We start from the raw sequence: 20572 nt of genomic DNA on the forward strand, positions 1-20572 counted from the left end.
TTTTCTAACTTATTTATAATTTGATATAAAATATTAATATGCATTTTTATCAGTGAAAATCAAGGTCAATGTTCTCCAAAAGATACGGGCATCTAAGAGGATTGACCAATTTTCCACATAATAAATATCAAATTCTATTCTTTTAACAATGGAAGTGTTTCCACGATATCCATTAACCTGTGCCCATCCCGTCATTCCAGGTCTAACATGATGTTTAATCATGTATTTTGGTACAGATTCTTTAAACTTATTAACAAAATATGGTCTCTCAGGCCTTGGACCTATTAAACTCATATCACCCTTAATAATATTATATAACTGAGGTAACTCATCAATACTAGTTTTTCTAATAATTTTACCTACAGATGTTACTCTAGGATCATCCTTCTGAGTCCAACGTTTATCATCAATATATTCTTCCTCTGAACGCATACTTCTAAACTTATACATCATAAAAGGATGTCCACCTTCTCCAATACGTTCCTGCTTATAAATAACAGGACCTGGAGATGTAACCTTAACTGCAACTGCTACAATTAATAAAAGAGGTGACAAAATAATTAAAGATATTATTGAAAAAAGCACATCAAAAATTCTTTTAACATATTTGTTATATGAAATATCTAATGGTAAATATCTAACACTAATCAATGGAATATTATCAATTAATTCTATACTTGGATGTGATGTAATATACCTATAGTAATCAGGTATAATATCAGCACGAACACCATTTTTTTCACAACTATCAATAATTTTCCGTAATGTCTTATAATGACGTGGAGCAATACTTACTACAACTCTGTCAATAAGATTATGTGATAGTACTTCATCAATATCATCAATTTTACCAATTACTCTGATATCTTTAACAATACCTTCAACATTATCATCTAAAAATCCAATAATTTTATATCCAAGATATGTGTTAAGATTAACAGTATCTACAAAATTACGACCAATTTCACCAGCACCAACAACTAATACATATTTTATATTAAAACCTTTAGCACGAAGTATACGTAATAATCCTCTTATTATAGATTTTTCAATGATTGCAAATATGCTATTAATTACTAGGAAAAATATCAAGAAGTCAGCAGGTACATAAAGAATATTTAATACGCACATTGTTGAGAGAAATAAATATTCAAAGAAATTTACCTGAATAATTTTTGATGATTCCGAAAACGCACTACGATTTGTACGCTGTGGCGTGTATAATTTAAACATGTAATATAATAGCAAATATGATGGAATTAATAATGTAAATAATAATAAAATAGTATCGAAGTTAAATTCGTACGCTGGACCATATCTTGCAAAAAAAGGTGAGTTTATAAAAAGAGTGGAAATCATTAAAACAATTACGTCTAATATAACATTAAACACGTTAAATAATTGTTGATTTTCTCTAATCATAATACTCCCTTCACAGTATTAATATATATGTATTTAATGAATATTAAAAATTATTAATTCTGATAATAATAAAATAAGAAATTAGTTTTATATATAAGTAATAATTAACTTTAAATAATATAAAATCCAGATGCTGAGATAAGTTATCCCGTTAATAAGAATGTTATCCTCTTTTTTATAGTGTTTATCATAGAATATATTCATTGATTTATGAAACTCATATAATAATTTTCTGTTCTTACCACTAGCACCTTTATAGTGAATAATTTCCTCTTTTCCATAATATACAATATCATATCCTAATTCTTTAATTTTATAGCAGAGATCAATATCTTCACCATACATAAAATAGGTTTCATCAAGACCTCCTACTTTTTCATAGATTGTTCTATTTATTAACATGAATGCTCCGACAATACAATCAATAAAATACACTCCATCATCATCAAGGTATGATAGATTATATTGATTAAATCGTTTGCTATTAGGAAATAGTTTTGATAAACCTGTCATTCTATAGAAGGATACTTTAAAAGTAGGAAAAGATCTTCGACAGGCTTTATCTAAGCTACCATCAGGTAAGGATACTTTACAGCCTAAAGCACCAATGTTATTATTACTTTGGATGTATGTAAGACAATTATTTATAGTATTTTCTTTTACTATAACATCACTATTTAATAGTAATATATATTCTCCAGAGGAATGTTTGAATCCAAGATTATTTGCAACTGCAAAACCATCATTATTTTTATTTTTTATAATTTTTACAAGATTATCTTCTTTAAAATCCTCTTCTAATTGCACTATACTGTTATCTGGTGATGCATTATCAACAACAATTATTTCATAAGAAATATCATGCACAGTTTTTAGTACAGAATTAATTGTTTGTTTAGTTAAATCATAAGTACAATAATTTACTATAATAATTGATAAATCCATGTGATTCTTCTCCTAAAAAGGATATTTAAATAAATTTTTTATTAAACTTAATTCAATATGAATATAATTTTTTAATGGAATGTTTTTAGTTTTTTCTAATTGTTTTCTTGTTTTTAAACCTTCTACTATGCCATCAAGGTAGTCTTGACCAAATCCTTTTCTGTAGAAATATAAATATTTAATCAAATCTCCTAGGAATATAAATATAAAGTTAATAACTTTCATCCATGTGGACATATTTTTATATATTAAGTAGAGGTTATTCCTAGCAGATAACCTTACCTTAAACGGGTTATGTTTAGAACCTGATGTTGCACTTCCATAATGATATACAAGAGCTTTACTGGAATAATATGATTTATAACCATGTAATCTGGATCTAAAACTTAAATCCATATCTTCAACATAACTTTCAAAGTTTTCATCAAAGTAGCCAATTTCTTCAAAATATTTCCTTCTATATAATGCAGCTCCTGCACAAGCACTAAATACTTCACAATCCTCATCATATTCTCTAATATTATGATTATTACCTATCTTTTTACTCCAACCTAATATATTATACGCATCACCAGCATCATCAATTAAATCCTTATTATGATACTGAATCATTTTAGAAGAAACTGAAAATATTGAATTATCTTTTTCTATTGTTTTTATAAGATTTGAAAGACAGTTTTTATCAATTACTGTATCATTGTTTAATAAGAATACATATTCTGTTTCGGATAATTTGATTCCCTGATTAACAGCATATGCAAAACCCATATTAACCTCATTTTCTATTAATTTTATTTGAGGATATGATTTCTTTATAAAATCAGCACTATCATCTTTAGAAGCGTTATCAATGATAATAAGATCATAAGGTGTAGAAACAGCTTTTAATGAATTAAGTAAATCTTCTAATAAATTTCTGTTATTATAATTTGGAATTATAATAGTTACTTTTGTATGTGTAGTGTTCATTATTAATCTTCCAATATTAAAAAAAAAATAAGTATGAAACATAATGTTATCATTTAATTTAAATAATTTATTATGTTATTTTTTTGTAAAGTCCATGTATGCATCACAGACTTCATCAACATCCCCATCCATCATTAAGTTTCCATGGTCTAACCATATGGCTCTATCACACATTTCTCTTACCTGTCCAATAGAGTGTGATACGAATAACAAGGATACATCACCCTGCATTAATTCATTCATTCTTTCTTTTGATTTTTTCTGAAATGATGCATCTCCTACGGATAATACTTCATCTAATATAAGTATATCTGGATTTACAGAAGTTGCTATGGAGAATGCAAGACGTGCTTTCATACCTGATGAGTAATTTTTCACAGGAACATCTATAAAATCACCTATTTCAGAGAATTCAACAATTTCATCATATCTTTTTTTCATGTATGACTTTGAATGACCTAATAATGCACCATTTAAGAATATGTTTTCGCTGCCTGTGTAATTATAATCAAATCCTGCACCTAATGCAAGTAATGGTGCCATATTTCCATGTACTTCCACTGAGCCTTTCGTAGGTTTCATTACCTGTGCAATGATTTTTAGTAGTGTACTTTTACCAGCACCGTTAAGACCAACAAAACCTACCTTTTCGCCTTTATGGATTTGTAGTGATATGTGTTTTAAAGCCCAAAATGATTGAAAACGTAGTTCTTTTTTTATCGCTTTTATAACATATTCTTTTAAGTTGTCTGTTTTTTCCTGATTTAAGTTAAATTCCATACTCACGTCTTTTACATCTACCACTACTTTATTACTCATATAATCCCCCTATTAGTATTTTCTTTATAATTAAACGTATAGTATAAATTTATCCTGATATTTGTATAATAGAAGTAATCCTATTCCTAGTAAAATAAACGCAAATATCATTCCAAAGAGTAATGTTGATACTGGATATAATTGTCCATATAAGAAACAATCTCTTAAACATACTATTAATTGATATAATGGATTATAAGCTTGTATGAATCTGTATTGGTGTGGTACAATGTATGCTGGATAAAATATAGGCATACCATACATTAAAATCATCATAAATACATTATACAGGTATTCCATATCTCTGAAAAATACATTCAAAGTACCCATTATAAGTCCTGCACCAATAGTCATTATAATTAATGCAAGGATAGGTAAACTAGCAAAGAGTATGAATATCGTAAATTTAACATTTAGTACAATCATTATTGCAAATAATACAACTAATGATAGTAAATATGTTACAAAATTGGATAGAACTGATGATACTGCGTATAGATATTTAGGAACATATATAGTTTTCCATATTCCTGATGAACTTACCAATGACCTCATAGCTGCCTTAGATCCACTAGAAAATAGTTGATAAGCTAAAAATCCGCATAGATAATAAACTGGGTAATTATGTATACGGTGGAATAATGCGGAAAATACTATTGTTAGGACAATCATAGAAAATAAAGGATCTAGGAAACTCCAAAAAATTCCTAGAACTGATCTACGATACTTAATTTTTATATCTCGTATAACCAATTCACTTAATAGTGATTGGTATTTTCGAAAATTCTCTAACCATTCACGTACTGAAAAATTTACCATTTATTATTCCTCGATACCATAATTTTTTAAAAAAACTTATTATAATGATTTTTTAAAAAATATTTTCCTAATTTTATTAATATATTAAGTATATTTTTAAAGATTTTTAAATATTTCCTTTAATTAAATTATTTTTTTAATCTTATTCATTTTGCATGATTTTTATAATAATCATCAATTATATGTTTTAACGTTTTTGCTCTTTTTTCATAGGTATGTTTATCTTTGATAATTCTTTGAAGTCTTTTTATTTTTGCTTCTCGTTTCTCAGAATTTTCTAGATAAAATTTAAGTTGATTACTTAATTCTTGTTCTGAGTGATATTCAGGTATTTCATTATTAAATAGATCTGTGTTACCTATTGATCCATTGGTAATCACTAATTTTCCTGATGCTATACTGTCAAAGATTCTGCTATTTACAGAGCCATATTTTCGTGTAACATGATTTGCATCGTCTATTACTATTTTTGTTGATGAATATACTGAGGGCATATCTTCATAGTTCACGAATCCTTTAAAATAATCCTTTAGTTTGGGAACTTTTTCCCAATTAGTTCCATATAAATTAAAAGTATAGTCTAATGAGGAAGGATTTAAACAATCAATAATTTCACGTTTACTTCCCCAATAACTACCAGTAAAACAGTAATCGCACATGTATTCTTCTTTTGGAGGAATGTTTTCATTAAACATTAATGGGTCTGTAGCTAGGGGATAAAGTATAGCATCCTTTCCTGTTTTTTCTTTTATGAATTCGCATGATTTATTACTACTTGAAAGTATAATATCATATTGATTAAAGTAAGGTAGTTCAACCCATAATTCAAACCAGTTTCGTATCCATGCTATTTTTAGCAAAGACTTGTTATTTGACCTAATTTTATTTAAATTATATCTATCAAGAAGCGATATAATTACATCAACATCATCATCTATATAATACCAGTTTTTCTGGTCTATTGTAGGATACTGTGCGAGATATTTAATATTCCATCCAAACTCTTTTAATTTCCTGGCTAAGGTTAATGCTGTAAAATAATCCCCTGCTGTTGTATTTTCATTATTTTGAGTTACAACAAATGCTACCGTTAATGTATCCTTTTTATCCTGAGATATACGGGTATTATTTGTGTTTTCTTCTTTTTCAGCAGTGTATCTTTTTATATTATATTTCCATAAATCTATAGAATCTGTAAATTCATGTTTCAATATGCGTAGTTTATTTATGAAATGTTCTTTTGTACTTATATCATTTTTTGTCAAATATATACACTTCCTGGTTGATGTAATCACTGTTTGTATTCATGTTTTTTAGGATTAATTTTTACTTCAATAATTCCATATTAATATTAATTAGTTTGTTTAATATATTATTATTAATTATCAGGTATCGATATTAAAATTAATTAAGTGATAATATGGTTTCTAAAAAGAAAATAGTATTATTGGTAATTGTTGCCATAATAGTAGTAGTTGGGGTCTACTTCTTGGTAAATTATCAACAAGCACAACAAAACTTTAAAGGAGAACATAATATTCTAGTATTATGTACAGATCCTTCAGAAAATCGTCCAGGAATAGGTGCTGTCGACATGGCATTTGTTGTCGATGTTACAGATGGTAAAGTGGGAAATATAACCCCAGTATATCCAGGAGGAATGACCGACCCTAACTTAACCCCAACTTCTGACATGCAAGCAGAGGGACTTAATCAATGGTACTTACACGATTCATTATGGAGCGATAATTTAGAGAATGGTACTAAGATTGCTCAAGATATTGTAAAATATAATACAAATATTAGTACAGATATGGTGGTAGTAGTAACTCCAACAGCTATAGATGCTATGATTGATGCAGTAGGTCCTGTTTATTCAAATGGACAACTAGTTGAAAATGTTAGTTCAATTGATTTCTTAAGAGAAGACCAATCTCAAAATGGTGCAACTAGAGGCGACGCTATTGAAAATTTAGCTCAGGGAATAAAAGATGCTGCTCAAAAAAACAATAATAAACCAGCATTAATAAAAGCTGCCTTAGAACAATATTCACAGGGTAATATTAAAGCAGTTCCGGCTGATAAATTCTCTCAATTTGTATCTTATGCAGGATTTAACTCATTATTAGGATAAAAATAAATAATAGATTATTTTTTAATCTATTAGTCTTTTTTTTAAAAAAAATAGTTGAAAATTATAATTCAGCTGCAGCATTTATTGCATCTGATATAACTTCTTTTTCATTGATAGTTTTTAATTCTTTATTTTCCATTAATATTTTACCATCACATATAACTGTATCAACATCAGTACCTAGTGCTGAGTATATAATATTACTTAATGGATTTCTTACAGGAGTCATATGTGGAACATTTGTATTAACTATGATGATATCAGCTAGTTTACCTTCTTTTATTTCACCACTATTAACACCTAATGCTTTAGCACCATTCTTAGTTGCCATATCAAATGTTTCCTTTGCAGGTAATACTTTAGGATCAAGAGTATTTACTTTCTGAAGAAGTGCTGTTAATTTCATTTCACTGAACATGTCTAAATTATTGTTTGAGGATACTCCATCAGTTCCTATTCCAACATTAATACCATTTTTAATATAATCATTTATAGGAGCAATACCTGATGCTAGTTTCATGTTACTTGATGGATTATGTGATATAGATACATTTTTCTCTTTTAATATTTTCATTTCTTCAGGTGTTGTCCAGACACCATGAGCAGCGATTGTATTTTCATCAAGAAGACCTATATTATTTAGATATTCAAATGGAGTTTCATTTCTTTCTTTTTGTAAATCAGTTACTTCCTGCTTAGTTTCAGATACGTGTATGTGTAATTTTAGATTATGTGTATCAGCTAACTTTTTAGATTCTTTTAAAATTTCCTCTGAACAGGTGTATGGAGCATGAGGAGCTACTGCTACTTGTACTCTTCCGTCAGCTGTGTTATGACATTCATCGATAAATTTTTTAGTTTCGTTAAGTTCTGATTTTCTTTTTTCTTCATCAAATAAATCTATCATTCCATATCCTAGTAATGCTCTCATTCCTGATTCTTCTACAGCTTTAGCAGTTTCTTCCATGTAAAAGTACATATCATTGAACATGATTGTTCCAGTTTTTATCATTTCAGCCATTGCTAATTTAGATCCAGCATATACTAGTTCTTCATTTAATTTAGCTTCTCTAGGCCATATATATTCATTTAGCCATGTTTGTAAATCCTGGTCATCTCCAACACCTCTTAATAATGTCATTGCAACATGTGAATGTGTATTTATTAATCCAGGCATGGTAATTTTATTTTGTCCATTTATAACTATATCAGCATCTTTATCTACTAAATTGGTGCTAATTTCTTCAATTTTATTATCTACTACAAGTACTGATCCTTTTATAATGGAATCTGAAAGTATGGTTGTGTCTTTTATTAAAATACTGTTTGTTTCTGTCATGATTATTTTCCCTAAAAATTTATTATTTATTATGTTTATTTTTTATCTAATAATAGGATTAAGTAATTTAAAAAAAATAGTGTTGGAGGGTAACTTTTTTGTTATAATCTTTTCCATATCATTGTTTTTCATTATTATAAAAATCGAGGGTTCTATAACTATTTACTCTTATTGTCATGTTACGCAATTAGTATAATTTTACTCTGTTTAAGAACAATGGTACTCTATGGTTGTTGTTAATTGCATCAGTACATATTTGTGTATCATATAATACGTATGCCCACCACATTAATCCTATTAAGAACATTATGAACATTCCATAAGGAATCATTTTTAATAAGTCTGCTAGTATAAATGATAACATGATTGCTATTCCGAATTCTACTAGGCCTCTTTTATATAGGCCATTATATATATTTCCAAGTCCTACTACGAGGAAGGATAATACTATGGCAACAATTTTATTTTTTTTATTCTTTTTTTCAGTTGTTATAAGAACACGTCCTCTTTATTTAAGTTATTTATTATTTATGATAATCACATGTATATATATTATTATATAATCGTTAGCATTGTTTGTTAATTATCTTTTAACTTTTTTGAGGTTTTATTAAAAGTTGTTAATATTATTTAAAATAATATTATTTAATTATTGAGTTGAAGATGTTAAGATAGTGTATTTTTTAAAAAAAAGAGATAGAGAAGAGGATAGTCATTAGTGCATCAATAACAGTAATAATATGATTATGATGATGATTAATACTATTGCTATTAATAATGCGGAGTTATTGCTGTTACTTGCTTTTGTTTCAGTTTTTTGAATTTCCTTTGTAGGTTCTTCTTTTGTTTCTTCTACTTTTTTAGTTATATCCTCATCTATTTTAGTTTCAACCTTTTTTTCACTGGTTGTCACTGTTTCTGATTTTTCATTTGATGATCCTTTTATTAGACCTTCTTTTCTTAATGATTGGGTGAATGATAATTTTTCGTTATCATTGTTTGTTTTATTATTTTCATCAGTCATTAGATAGCCCCCCTTAATTATTCATGAGATACTAAATAATATATTTCTTTTAATTTTTAAACGTATGTATTATAATAACGGACGTTATATGTCTTTTTATTGTATTTAACATTGGATTAAAACTTATTTTATAATAATTTCTATTAATTTTAATATTTATCTATTTTATTTAGTAAATAATCCGTAATATTAAATATAACTATTTATCTGGTCTTTTTAAAAAACATATTTCTAATTATTAATCATGATGAATTATCTAGTTAAAAACATCTAACACATAAAACAAATATTAATAATAAAGACTAAAAGTACTCAAAAATAAAAAAAATAATTTATTATCACAAGGACATATAGGAAATGAAAACATGTTTGATGAAACAATTAATAAAAAATGGAAAACAGACTTTTTTAAAATATTTGCTACAAATCAAAATAACCCCCAAGAATTAGAAAACGCTGATAAACTCAAAATAGAACACTTTCCACCAGTAATAGCACAATACTATCCAGAAAATACAAAAAAAGAAGAATTAGATAAATTATGCAAAGGAAAACTAACACTAACCAAATCAAAATTATTAGACAATTACAATGACAAAATAATCCAAACAAACTATGAAAAAATAATTAAATCACAGCTAAACAATCTAATGCAACAACAAATAGCAAAACTAGAACAAGAAGATCCAAACTTCCTAAAAGATGAGGAAAAAGAATTAATAAACAAATCAAACTTCCCATTCATAAAACTAATGACACTAGTATATACTAAAGACACAGACGACATGACACCCGAAGACCAGAAACAATGGAAAGAATACATGAATCAATTCATTACACAGCAAATAGTATTCAGCATAGTAAATGCATATTTTACAATGAAACTATACCAAGATAATATATATAGCACAACATTCCAAACACCATATAACAATCAACAAACATGGGAGAAATATACAGACAATCAAACAGGATTTAACGTAGTATACGACTTCAAAGAGATAACAGAAAATACAGTAAGACAATTAAAAAAATTATTCCCAGTACTATACGTAAATCAACAACCAAAAAGGGAAGACTTTGATTACACAATATATAACTCACATTGTGCATCACTACTAAAAATTAACAGCAATTACACTCAATATGATAACGAATGGAACTATATAACAAACCATAAATACACAGAAACTGAATATAGAATGCTAGACAATTTACTAGAACCAGTATACAACACAACAATGAACTCTTCAAAAATACAAGAAATACTAAAAAATAATTATCTAGAAACAGATAATGATGAACTAAACTATAACTACAAACATCTAATACAAGATGTATCATCAATACTAGACTCAGAAGAATTACATAATATAATAGAAGATAAACTTCAGGAAGTATATAATATAACAGAAAATAATTTAGAATTAACATTTATGAAACCAGAAGCTATATACTTAGGAATAAATTTCCCTCAAGATAAAGTAGAAACATATAAACAAATAGCACAAGAAAATGATGTTGCTATCTTCCAAATAAAAGAAAAAGAGGGCACATACTTCAAAGCATTAATTTAGTGATGATAATGACTAACACATCCTATACAAAACTAGTAGAAACTTATGAAAAAATAGCTGATACTTCAAGTAGATTGGATAAAACAGCAATTATAGCAGATTTTCTAAGAGATATTTCACAAACAGATCCTGAAATTACATATGATGTAACATTATTATTGCAAGGAAAAATATTCCCACCTTGGAGTGACAAGGAAATGGGAATATCAACACAATTAATAATCAAAGCATTATCTAAACTACTCGGTGAAAACACCACAACAATTGAAGATAAATTAGCATCAGTAGGAGATATGGGCGAAATAACACAGGAACTAGTAAGTAACAATAAACAAGTAACATTCTTCAAAGTACCATTAACAGTAAAAAAAGTCATTAATAATTTAAGAAAAACAGAGTCAATCACAGGAAGTAAATCACAAAATAAAAAACTAAATTATATACTAGAATTATATACATCTGCAACACCTCTAGAAGCTAAATATATTACACGAACAATAACCGAAAAACTAAGAATAGGTGTAGGTGAAGGAACACTAGTAGATGCAATAGCACAGGCATATAATATAGATAAAGAAGTAATAGACCGAGCATATATGTTATCTAATGATCTAGGCGAAGTAGCAAAAAAAGCACAAACATCAGAAGAATCAGTAAAATCAATAACAATCACACCAGGAAAACCAATCAAACCAATGTTAGCACAATTAAGTCCCGGAATAAAACAAAGTATAGAAGAAATGCAACATGTAATATGTGAAACAAAATATGATGGTATAAGAGTACAAATTCACCACACCCAAGGTCATACAAAAATATTCACCAGAAGACTTGAAAATGTAACCAATGCATTACCTGAAGTTGTGGAATACATTGAAAAAGCATTACCTGACAAAGACTTCATAGTAGAAGGAGAAGTAATTGCAACAAAAGATAATAAACCAATATCATTCCAATACATTCTACAACGTGTAAAACGTAAATATAACATTGATAAAATGATGGAAAAAATACCTTTAAAAGTATTTTTATTTGACGTATTATATTATGAAACACCAGTAGCAGAACAGCCTATTGGTGAAAGAAGAAAACTATTGGAAAAAATAGTTAAAACTTCTGAAAAAGTAGAATTAAGTACTATGAAAATAGTAACTCCTGAAAATTATGAGGATGCTGAACAATTATTCAAATGGTCTATTGAAACAGGACATGAAGGAATAATGTTTAAAGATATTAATAGTCCGTACTCTCCTGGTAAAAGAGGAAAAAACATGCTTAAATATAAACCAGTTAGAGAAACATTAGACTGTGTAATAACTGGTGGAACCTATGGTAAAGGTAAAAGAGCTAAATTCTTTGGATCATACCTATTATCTTTACTAGATGAATCAACAGGAGAATATAAAACACTAGTGCATGCAGCAACAGGATTAACTGATGAATTACTAGCATCATTAACAAAACGTATGGAAAAACTAATAATTTCTCAATCAGAGCAAACAGTAACATTCAAGCCTCAAGTGATATTAGAAGTAGCATACAGTGAAATTGTAGAAAGTAATGAATATGAAACTGGATACTCTCTTAGATTTCCGGCTATAATTTCAGTAAGAGATGATATTGGATTAGACCAGGTGGATACAGTAGAAAAATTGCATCAAATGATTGAATTACAAAATAATTAATATAACATTCAAATAATTGTTTATTATATAATTATGCGAGATGAAGAAATATTTAAATTATCAGTAATCACTACAATTATTGGATTAATAGGTCTAATAATTACATTTACATTTGTAACACCCGAACAACTAACAATAAATAAAATAGACAATAGTAAAATAGATAATTATGTAGAAATTTCCGGAACCATAAGTTCATATACAATAACAAAATCAAATACTAAAATTATAAAAATAACAGATAACACTGGTTCTATTAATGTGGTAATATTTCCCTCTACAGAAATAAATATGGAATTAAATGAAGGTGAATCAATACAATTAACAGGTAAAGTAACCTCTTATAATGGTCAACTTGAATTAATATTGGATGATCCTACTAAGATTCATAGAAATTAGTTTTCTATTTATTACCTTTCTATTTTTTATTAATTATTTTTTTAAATAAAAGTAAATTTCTATTTTTTCTATATTAAGATAAGGTATTATTCTTAATTCTTATATAGAATCTACTATTTTTTAATATTAATTTTCAGTCAAATTAATTAACCTAAATTACTTTTTAAGTCAATATATTAGAATAAAGTTTATATATTTAGACTTTAATATATAAAAGTAATTAAACTTATAGAAGAAATTTATCATGACAGAATTACCAATAGCACCTGTTGCAAGAATTTTAAAAAATGCAGGTGCAGCAAGAGTTAGTGAAGATGCTAAAGTTGCATTAGCTGAAATTTTAGAAGCATACGGAGAAGAAATTAGTCAAGATGCTGTAGCATTAGCAAAACATGCTGGCAGAAAGACTGTTAAAGCTGAAGATATAGAATTAGCTTTATAAATTCTTTTCTAATATTTTTTTTAAATTATTTACTTATTTTTTTTTAACTAATTAATTTCCAGAATTTAATTCTTTAATGTTCTCAGGATATTTTCCAAGTATTCTTTCAGTTAAAGACATTTTCTTAATTTCTGCAAATAATACTGTATATTTTTTGTTTTCATTTTGAAGATTATTGTACTCTTCCTGTAATTTATTTAATGTTTCTACAATATGTTTATAATCACTTCTGGCAGTTCTAGTATCTTTTTGTTGCTGTTTTAATTCATCATTTATTGTATCAAACATTTTATTAATATTTTTATTATCCTCTTTTAGTTGATTATATGTCTCTTCTAGTTGATCATAGTTTTTCTGTAATAATTTATTTTCTCGTTCAGGATATTCTAATTTACTAGTTAACTCTATGTTTTCTTTCTGAAGTTTAAATGTTTCTTCTTGTAATTCTTTATTTTTTTCTTCTAAATCATTATTCATTAATCGGATCTTTTCATAATTATTCTGTAATTCTAAGTATTCCTTTTTTTCTTCTTCTATTTGATTTTCAAGTTCTTTATTAGTTTTTTCTATTTCCTCAGAATTGTTATTGGTTATATCGTTTTCTAGCTTGTTTATCTTTTTTAATGATTTTTCATTTTTCTTTTCTAATTCGACTAATTTTTCTACAGTAATATCAGGATATTTTATGTATATATCTATGAGTGTTTCTACTGTTGTTCCTATATGTCCTCTGGTAGTTCCATTGTTTTTTTCAATTTCTTCTAAGAAGTTTTCCCATTTTTCTCCGTTTTTGAATCGTATAGTAGCTGTTTTTGAACTCATAAATATTCCTTATCTCTATTATTATTTGGTTAAATAGTAATGTTTACATAATGTATACATCTAATTTTTCATGTTTTATGTATGTGTACATTTAAGAGTCTCTTAATTATACATCATCATAAAGATCTGTAGCTTTTTTTATAATTTATTTCCCTCTTTTAATATCTGTGTACTTTAAGTGTACATCTGTATTGTCAAATAAATTATGTATATTTCATGTGTACATTAATTAGTTTTATAATATCTATTATAATCTTTTGTTTACATTCTATTTTAATGTTTTGTATTATAAGTCAAATAATTCCTCTTTGTTTACTTAATGTATACATGATTAAATTTTCTTAAATCAGATTATTGGTGTATATATTCAACAATAATTATTTTAAAAATAAATATTTTCTCAAATGTTTACATAAAGTTTACATATAAAATCTATTTATTGTGTTGATAAAATGAGTATAATTTTCATGTGTACTTCATGTATACTTTTCATGTTTTTAGATATTTCTGTATTCACTATTTTTTTTTAGATATGATTATTGATGTATACTTCTTGTATACTTTTATTTTTTTCCAAGTAATGCATGTTTAATGTAATATTTTAACTACAATCTTAGTTATCAACTAGTGTACACTAACTATTTTTTACTATCTTCAAAATCATTAAAAAATTGCTATTTTAGTTTGATGTATACATTTTGTTTACATTGAATTACTGCTTAGAATGGTTATTTATGGGGGAATTAACGCTTTTTTTCATTAGTATTTATATTATGTATACATTATGTATACATGTTTTTTTTAACTTATTTTTTCATGGAATGATCTTTCTTCGAGATATTGATGTAAATATTCCTTTGTTTTCTAGATAAATCTAATATTTCTAGAGAATATAATATTAATAAAGGATGAATTTTAATGCAATACAGAAATCATGAAAAAATTACTCTAACTATTCCAGCTGGGCTTTCTTTTATCATAGCTTTAATATTATTATACAAGTATACGTTTCCTATATCATGGGATGTTTACTATCATATTCACATGGCTGATTTATATATGAGAAATGGATTAGTATTTTGGGATTTTGAAACGGTTGCACCTTATGGTAGAGTAATAATGTATCCACCATTATTTCATTTAGTATTAGCAGGTTTATCTAAAGTAACAGGAATAGGATTAGTTAGCCTTGTGAGATTATTACAGCCAGTTTTTTCATTCTTTCTGATATTTTCAATAACATGGTCTAGTTATAAATTATTTGATTTTAAAACAGGTATGTGTACAGGTGTTCTGGGAATGTTATCTTTTATAACATTTAATAGAAGTGTAATATGTACACCTGCAACAATTGCTATTGGATTATCATTATTATGTTGTGTATACTTTTTCAATGGCTTTAAGGATAATAATATACGAAGTATAATTTTCTCAGCAATTCTACTGGGTATTATATTTAATTTGCATATGGCAACATCTATTATCACAGTATTTGTATTGGGTTTATATGGATTAGTTCAATTATTACGAAGAAATCTTAATATTAATTATCTTGTAATCTTCATATTATTTGTTGCAAGTGTTGGTTTACCTTGGTGGATTTATGTGTACCTGAAGTATACCTTAGTATTCAATTCAAAAGCAGGTAATCTTTTATCATTACCTAATTTCTTTTTTAAATATTATGGTATAATTCCTTCTGTTTTAACAATCATGGGCTATGTATACTTAATTAAAAACAGATCAGATAAATCATTATTCTTAATATTATGGACAGTATCTTTGATGCTTATTAGTCAAACTACTTATTTAGGAGTACAAACAGTTTCTATCAGAATATTAGAAGTTGCATCATATCCTATGATTCTGGTTGCAGGACTGGGCTTCACATATCTTTGTGATAACATTAAATCTACTACTAATAGGAGAGTACTTTTCATTTTATTGATATTGGTTTCTTGTTTATCATCAATGGTATATGTTGATAGTTATACTCCAGAGGTAATGTGTGATGATGATTATGATGGTCTTTTAATACCTGAAACAATTCACACAATAATTGACCCAGTAGGCACTATTTTGAAACCATCCGTTATATCTCTTAGGTTTGGAAACTCACAATTAGCTCATGATAGATATGATGTGATGGAGTGGTTCATGGCTCATTCTAATAAATCACTTGTTGTCTCTGAAGATTCAATTATGGACAGTATCATTGTATCTACTAGTAGATCACCTGTTGTCTATGGTGGTTTCACAGAATCTATTCCATTATATGTTGTTGATCCTGTTCATATTGTACAAAATCATTCTACTTCATCAGAATTATCTGATTTGAATGTGGGTTATATTTTACTAAGACAAAATACGCCGATTCCGATTTATGCACAATTGGAATATAATAATACAAATTACAAAATTTGTTCAATAAAAAGTACATATAAAAATTAATAAGTGAATTCAATGAAAAAAATATTTAAATTAGGTATTATATTATGTATTCTAATCATATTTGGATTAATAATTATTACTATTCCAAATTCTGATTCTATAGATGCAGATAATAATACTTTAATAATATCTGTTTGTACAGGTAATATGAGAGGTTTAGAAATTGGAGTATCTGTTCATGCTGGATATAATCAAGTTCCTTTAGTTTTATCTGATAAAACATTACCTGAACAATTGAACTCATGGTTACCCGGATATGTTAAAGAAAATAATATTAAGAAAATCATTGTTGTAGGTCCAATGACTACTCAGCAGTTAATTGAATTATATAGTATGGGTGTAAAAGTTGACCATATTAATGATAATTCAATAGCTAGTATATTAACTGATATTGCTAATAATACTCCTGATAAAAATAATGATACAATAATTTTCACAGCATCTAATCCAATTGCTGGAGAATTAGGCGCATATATGAAAGTTCCAGTTTTTGTTACAGCAACTAATAGTTCATATAATTCCTCTGAAACTTTAGATAAGCAGTATGATAATTATATTAGAACACATAATATTCAGCATATTATTATTGTAGGTGCACTACCTGAAAGTTTGAAAAATGAATTATATCAGTATAATATTCCTGTGGAAGAAATTTCAGGAGTAACTGATGTTGAAGTTAGTATGCATGTTAATGATAAATTAAGGTCAATGGGATATCTAAATAATACTACAACAGCATATTATGGATTTTATGGTGAGTTACCTACAATCATACCAACAATCATAAAAAATAATGCCATGTTAATAGAAGATTCTTCAAATAATGGTAATTTAGCAAATTATCTTACTGATAATAATATTAGTAATGTTGTTTTTACTAGAAATACAGAATCAGATTATTTACAGATGGAGGAAACAGATTATATATCAAGTAGTGTAGTACAAGAATTTGAAGAGAATAATATGTCTATTAATTACATGACTAATAATCGTACTCTTGATGAGGCAACGGGATTATATGATATGAAAATGATTACTGCTGAGGATATGGAACATCCTACTAGTAAGATAAATGATAGTTTCACTGGTGATATTACTGAAAATGTTCCACCATTATTATCAATATTAAATTATTCTAATTGGCATGATTCAAATAATTTATCTGTTGAAGTAAATAATACGGATAGTAATTATACTGTTAAGTGGAGTACTATTCATCCATATTCCTGGATTAAGTATAATAATTCATCCTATTATGCAACTTCAAATACTGGGTATACATATAACTGGACATATAATCAGGATAGATGGGTTGTATTGTATCAATATAATAATAAAACATATTATAACGTGTCTTGGATTAAAAATGATGATAATTCTTGGACAGAACTACAAGCTTATGAGAATTATACATGGAGGTATAATGGTACTAAATGGGCTTGTTATGATAATAATTCAAATATGATATACTATATTGAGAAATCCTAAAATAAAAAAATGTATTATTCATAAATTTAATAATTATATATAATAGATAATTTATTTTATAAAAAAACTCTTAATTTATATAACACAAATCTAAGGAGAATATAATCATATGAAACAATTATTTGGTACATTTGGAGTAAGAAGAGTGGCTAACACAGTATTAACACCAGAATTTGCATCAAAAATAGCAGCAGCTTATGGTACAAAAGTTAAAGGAACAATTGCAATAGGTTCTGATCCAAGAACCTCTTCCGAAATGATTAAACATGCAGTTACTGCAGGTTTATTATCTACTGGTTGTAATGTTGTAGACCTTGGAACACTACCAACACCTACAGTACAATATGCTGTAAGAAAATATTATGATGGTGGAATAATGGTAACTGCTTCACATAATCCGCCAAAGTATAATGGATTAAAATTATTAGACTCAGATGGTATTGGTACTCCTGATGATTTAGAAGAAGAAATTGAAGACATCTACTTTAATGATAAACAAGAACGTGTAACATGGGATAAAATAGGAAAAGCTTACAAAAGAAACATTGTGGATGAATACATTGATGAAGTATTAAAAAGAGTAGATGTTGAAGCAATAAAGGACGCACATCTAAAAGTAGTTCTAGATTGCGGTTCCGGTGCAGCTTGTAGAACAACTCCTTATATTATAAGAAAATTAGGATGTGAAATAACAACATTAAACTGTCAACCTGATGGTGCATTCCCGGGACGTAACCCTGAACCAACAGAAGATAATCTACAGGATTTAATAAAAGTGGTTAAAGCGACCGGTGCAGATATTGGAATAGCTCATGATGGTGACGCAGACAGAACAATATGTATTGATGAAAAAGGACAATTTGTATTTGGTGACAAATCATTTGCACTAGTTGAAAAATCCATGTTAGAAAAAAACAACGGTGGAAAAATCGTTACAACTGTAGCTACAAGTAATGCAATAGCTGACATAGCATTACAAAATAATGGAGAAATTATCTTAACAAGAGTAGGAGATTTAGTAGTAGCACGTAAACTCCAAGAAGTAGATGGATTATTCGGTGGAGAAGAAAATGGTGGTTTAATTTTCCCAGATTTCGTATATGGAAGAGATTCAGGATTAGCTACAGCAATGCTATTAGAAATACTGGCTAAAACAAAAAAACCATTATCAGAGTTAATTAGTGAATTACCAACATATTTCTCAGAAAAAAGAAAAGTACAATGTCCAGATGATAAAAAATCTATTGTAGCTGAAGGTATTCTAAAAGATACAACTGACTATGAAGTAGACACAACGGATGGAGTTAAAGTAATTACAGATGAAGGATGGGTAATTATCAGACCATCAGGTACTGAACCAATATACAGATGTTTCTCTGAAGCTAAAACACCTGAAAAAGCAGCTGAATTAGCAGACTGGGGAATGTCCCTAATTGAAAAATACTTAGATTAATACTATTTTTCCTAAGATATATTCTCCCCCATATCCTTTTATATTTTTTAACCCCATGGACAAATTTTAACACAAACTCCACATAATCTAGGACGATTTTTATGTTCTAATTCATCCATATGATTATTACATTTATAAGCATCATATCTAAGTTCACGAGGCTCATTTTTAATAAATTTTCTGTTTTTAAATGCACTCACAGGACAATTTTCAACACATAAACTACAATTACCACATCTTGACTTTAACATATTTTTACAATATGGTACTGGTAGATTGGTTAAGATACTAGCCCAGCGTAATCGTGGACCATATTCTGGTGTTATTAACAGACAACTCTTACCTATCCATCCTAATCCTGCCAAGTTTGCAATTAACTTATGAGATAATTCACCCGCTAATTTATCTTTAGAACTAATATCTGATGCAGGTATACTTTTTGCATCATAGCCTTCTTTAATAATTAACGACACTATTTCTTGTGCAATATCATCCAGTTTATTATTTACTTCAAGATACTCCTTTAAATATGCTTCTTCAGCTCCAGGTATGTTAATAGTATTTGTAATATCATCATTAATACGCATACCTATACTTATAGCATAAGGGTAGTGTGCAATATCTATAGGATAAGTATTTTCTATGAATTCTTCAGCATATTCTAAATTACTATAACCATGTAATGATACGTTATTCTCACATATCTTATTAATTTTATCAATCAAATTTATTTTTAATTGTGTTGTTTTATTCATTATTTTTCAACTCAGTTTATTGTTTTAAA

The 20572-nt window shown here is 27.4% G+C and carries 19 protein-coding genes; 8 read left to right on the forward strand and 11 right to left on the reverse strand.

The window, feature by feature from the left end:
• Nucleotides 1-33: 33 nt before the first annotated feature.
• The 6 genes from OTK55_RS04090 to OTK55_RS04115 all read right to left on the reverse strand — a co-directional run bounded on the left by OTK55_RS04090 (nucleotide 34) and on the right by OTK55_RS04115 (nucleotide 6239).
• Complete coding sequence (locus tag OTK55_RS04090) at nucleotides 34-1422, reverse strand: undecaprenyl-phosphate glucose phosphotransferase (protein WP_274870759.1); 1389 nt, start codon at nucleotides 1420-1422, stop codon at nucleotides 34-36.
• 87 nt (nucleotides 1423-1509) lie between these two features.
• The gene (locus OTK55_RS04095; protein ID WP_274870761.1) at nucleotides 1510-2367 is read right to left on the reverse strand and encodes a glycosyltransferase family 2 protein; all 858 of its coding nucleotides are present in this window, start codon (nucleotides 2365-2367) and stop codon (nucleotides 1510-1512) included.
• A 12-nt stretch (nucleotides 2368-2379) separates the two neighbouring features.
• Entirely contained in the window at nucleotides 2380-3336 is a 957-nt protein-coding gene (locus tag OTK55_RS04100) for a glycosyltransferase family 2 protein (RefSeq protein ID WP_274870762.1), read from the reverse strand.
• 75 nt (nucleotides 3337-3411) lie between these two features.
• Nucleotides 3412-4155: an ABC transporter ATP-binding protein gene (locus tag OTK55_RS04105; protein WP_274870764.1), complete on the reverse strand. Its 744-nt coding sequence runs from the start codon at nucleotides 4153-4155 to the stop codon at nucleotides 3412-3414.
• Nucleotides 4156-4185: 30 nt separating this feature from the next.
• Nucleotides 4186-4974, reverse strand: coding sequence for an ABC transporter permease (locus tag OTK55_RS04110; RefSeq protein ID WP_274870766.1), 789 nt, complete (start codon nucleotides 4972-4974; stop codon nucleotides 4186-4188).
• Nucleotides 4975-5120: 146 nt separating this feature from the next.
• Nucleotides 5121-6239 carry a glycosyltransferase family protein gene (locus OTK55_RS04115; protein WP_274870768.1) on the reverse strand — a complete coding sequence of 373 codons (1119 nt, stop codon included), beginning with the start codon at nucleotides 6237-6239 and terminating at the stop codon, nucleotides 5121-5123.
• Between the two features lie 155 nt (nucleotides 6240-6394).
• Here OTK55_RS04115 and OTK55_RS04120 point away from each other — a divergent pair, with 155 nt between their 5' ends.
• Entirely contained in the window at nucleotides 6395-7108 is a 714-nt protein-coding gene (locus tag OTK55_RS04120; RefSeq protein ID WP_274870769.1) for a DUF4012 domain-containing protein, read from the forward strand.
• Nucleotides 7109-7169: 61 nt separating this feature from the next.
• Here OTK55_RS04120 and OTK55_RS04125 read toward each other — a convergent pair whose 3' ends face one another.
• The 3 genes from OTK55_RS04125 to OTK55_RS04135 form a co-directional block, all read right to left on the reverse strand.
• Nucleotides 7170-8447, reverse strand: coding sequence for an amidohydrolase family protein (locus OTK55_RS04125; RefSeq protein ID WP_274870770.1), 1278 nt, complete (start codon nucleotides 8445-8447; stop codon nucleotides 7170-7172).
• A gap of 187 nt (nucleotides 8448-8634) precedes the next feature.
• A complete protein-coding gene (locus OTK55_RS04130) occupies nucleotides 8635-8811 on the reverse strand; it encodes a hypothetical protein (protein ID WP_274870771.1) in 177 nt (58 codons plus the stop codon).
• A 351-nt stretch (nucleotides 8812-9162) separates the two neighbouring features.
• On the reverse strand, nucleotides 9163-9471 hold the full coding sequence (locus tag OTK55_RS04135; protein WP_274870772.1) for a hypothetical protein: 309 nt from the start codon (nucleotides 9469-9471) through the stop codon (nucleotides 9163-9165).
• Nucleotides 9472-9836: 365 nt separating this feature from the next.
• On the opposite strand from OTK55_RS04135, the gene OTK55_RS04140 reads away from it, so the two are divergent.
• The 4 genes from OTK55_RS04140 to OTK55_RS04155 all read left to right on the forward strand — a co-directional run bounded on the left by OTK55_RS04140 (nucleotide 9837) and on the right by OTK55_RS04155 (nucleotide 13574).
• The gene (locus tag OTK55_RS04140; RefSeq protein ID WP_274870773.1) at nucleotides 9837-11048 is read left to right on the forward strand and encodes a hypothetical protein; all 1212 of its coding nucleotides are present in this window, start codon (nucleotides 9837-9839) and stop codon (nucleotides 11046-11048) included.
• 8 nt (nucleotides 11049-11056) lie between these two features.
• Nucleotides 11057-12733: an ATP-dependent DNA ligase gene (locus tag OTK55_RS04145; RefSeq protein ID WP_274870774.1), complete on the forward strand. Its 1677-nt coding sequence runs from the start codon at nucleotides 11057-11059 to the stop codon at nucleotides 12731-12733.
• A 33-nt stretch (nucleotides 12734-12766) separates the two neighbouring features.
• The gene (locus OTK55_RS04150; protein ID WP_274870776.1) at nucleotides 12767-13132 is read left to right on the forward strand and encodes an exodeoxyribonuclease VII large subunit; all 366 of its coding nucleotides are present in this window, start codon (nucleotides 12767-12769) and stop codon (nucleotides 13130-13132) included.
• 244 nt (nucleotides 13133-13376) lie between these two features.
• A complete protein-coding gene (locus tag OTK55_RS04155) occupies nucleotides 13377-13574 on the forward strand; it encodes a histone family protein (protein WP_274870778.1) in 198 nt (65 codons plus the stop codon).
• Nucleotides 13575-13625: 51 nt separating this feature from the next.
• On the opposite strand, the gene OTK55_RS04160 is transcribed toward OTK55_RS04155, so the two are convergent.
• Nucleotides 13626-14396 (reverse strand): GumC domain-containing protein, encoded by a 771-nt coding sequence (locus tag OTK55_RS04160; RefSeq protein WP_274870779.1) that lies wholly within the window; start codon nucleotides 14394-14396, stop codon nucleotides 13626-13628.
• A gap of 918 nt (nucleotides 14397-15314) precedes the next feature.
• Between OTK55_RS04160 and OTK55_RS04165 the strand changes: the two genes are divergently transcribed.
• From OTK55_RS04165 to glmM, 3 genes are all read left to right on the forward strand, one after another.
• Nucleotides 15315-16847, forward strand: a complete 1533-nt coding sequence (locus OTK55_RS04165; RefSeq protein WP_274870780.1) for an ArnT family glycosyltransferase — start codon at nucleotides 15315-15317, stop codon at nucleotides 16845-16847.
• A gap of 12 nt (nucleotides 16848-16859) precedes the next feature.
• The gene (locus tag OTK55_RS04170) at nucleotides 16860-18335 is read left to right on the forward strand and encodes a hypothetical protein (RefSeq protein WP_274870781.1); all 1476 of its coding nucleotides are present in this window, start codon (nucleotides 16860-16862) and stop codon (nucleotides 18333-18335) included.
• A gap of 109 nt (nucleotides 18336-18444) precedes the next feature.
• Nucleotides 18445-19788: a phosphoglucosamine mutase gene (gene glmM / locus OTK55_RS04175; RefSeq protein ID WP_274870782.1), complete on the forward strand. Its 1344-nt coding sequence runs from the start codon at nucleotides 18445-18447 to the stop codon at nucleotides 19786-19788.
• 47 nt (nucleotides 19789-19835) lie between these two features.
• Here glmM and OTK55_RS04180 read toward each other — a convergent pair whose 3' ends face one another.
• On the reverse strand, nucleotides 19836-20543 hold the full coding sequence (locus tag OTK55_RS04180) for a 4Fe-4S double cluster binding domain-containing protein (RefSeq protein WP_274870783.1): 708 nt from the start codon (nucleotides 20541-20543) through the stop codon (nucleotides 19836-19838).
• Between the last annotated feature and the right edge of the window lie 29 nt (nucleotides 20544-20572).

This window comes from Candidatus Methanosphaera massiliense (assembly GCF_028890305.1).
Taxonomy (GTDB): domain Archaea; phylum Methanobacteriota; class Methanobacteria; order Methanobacteriales; family Methanobacteriaceae; genus Methanosphaera; species Methanosphaera massiliense.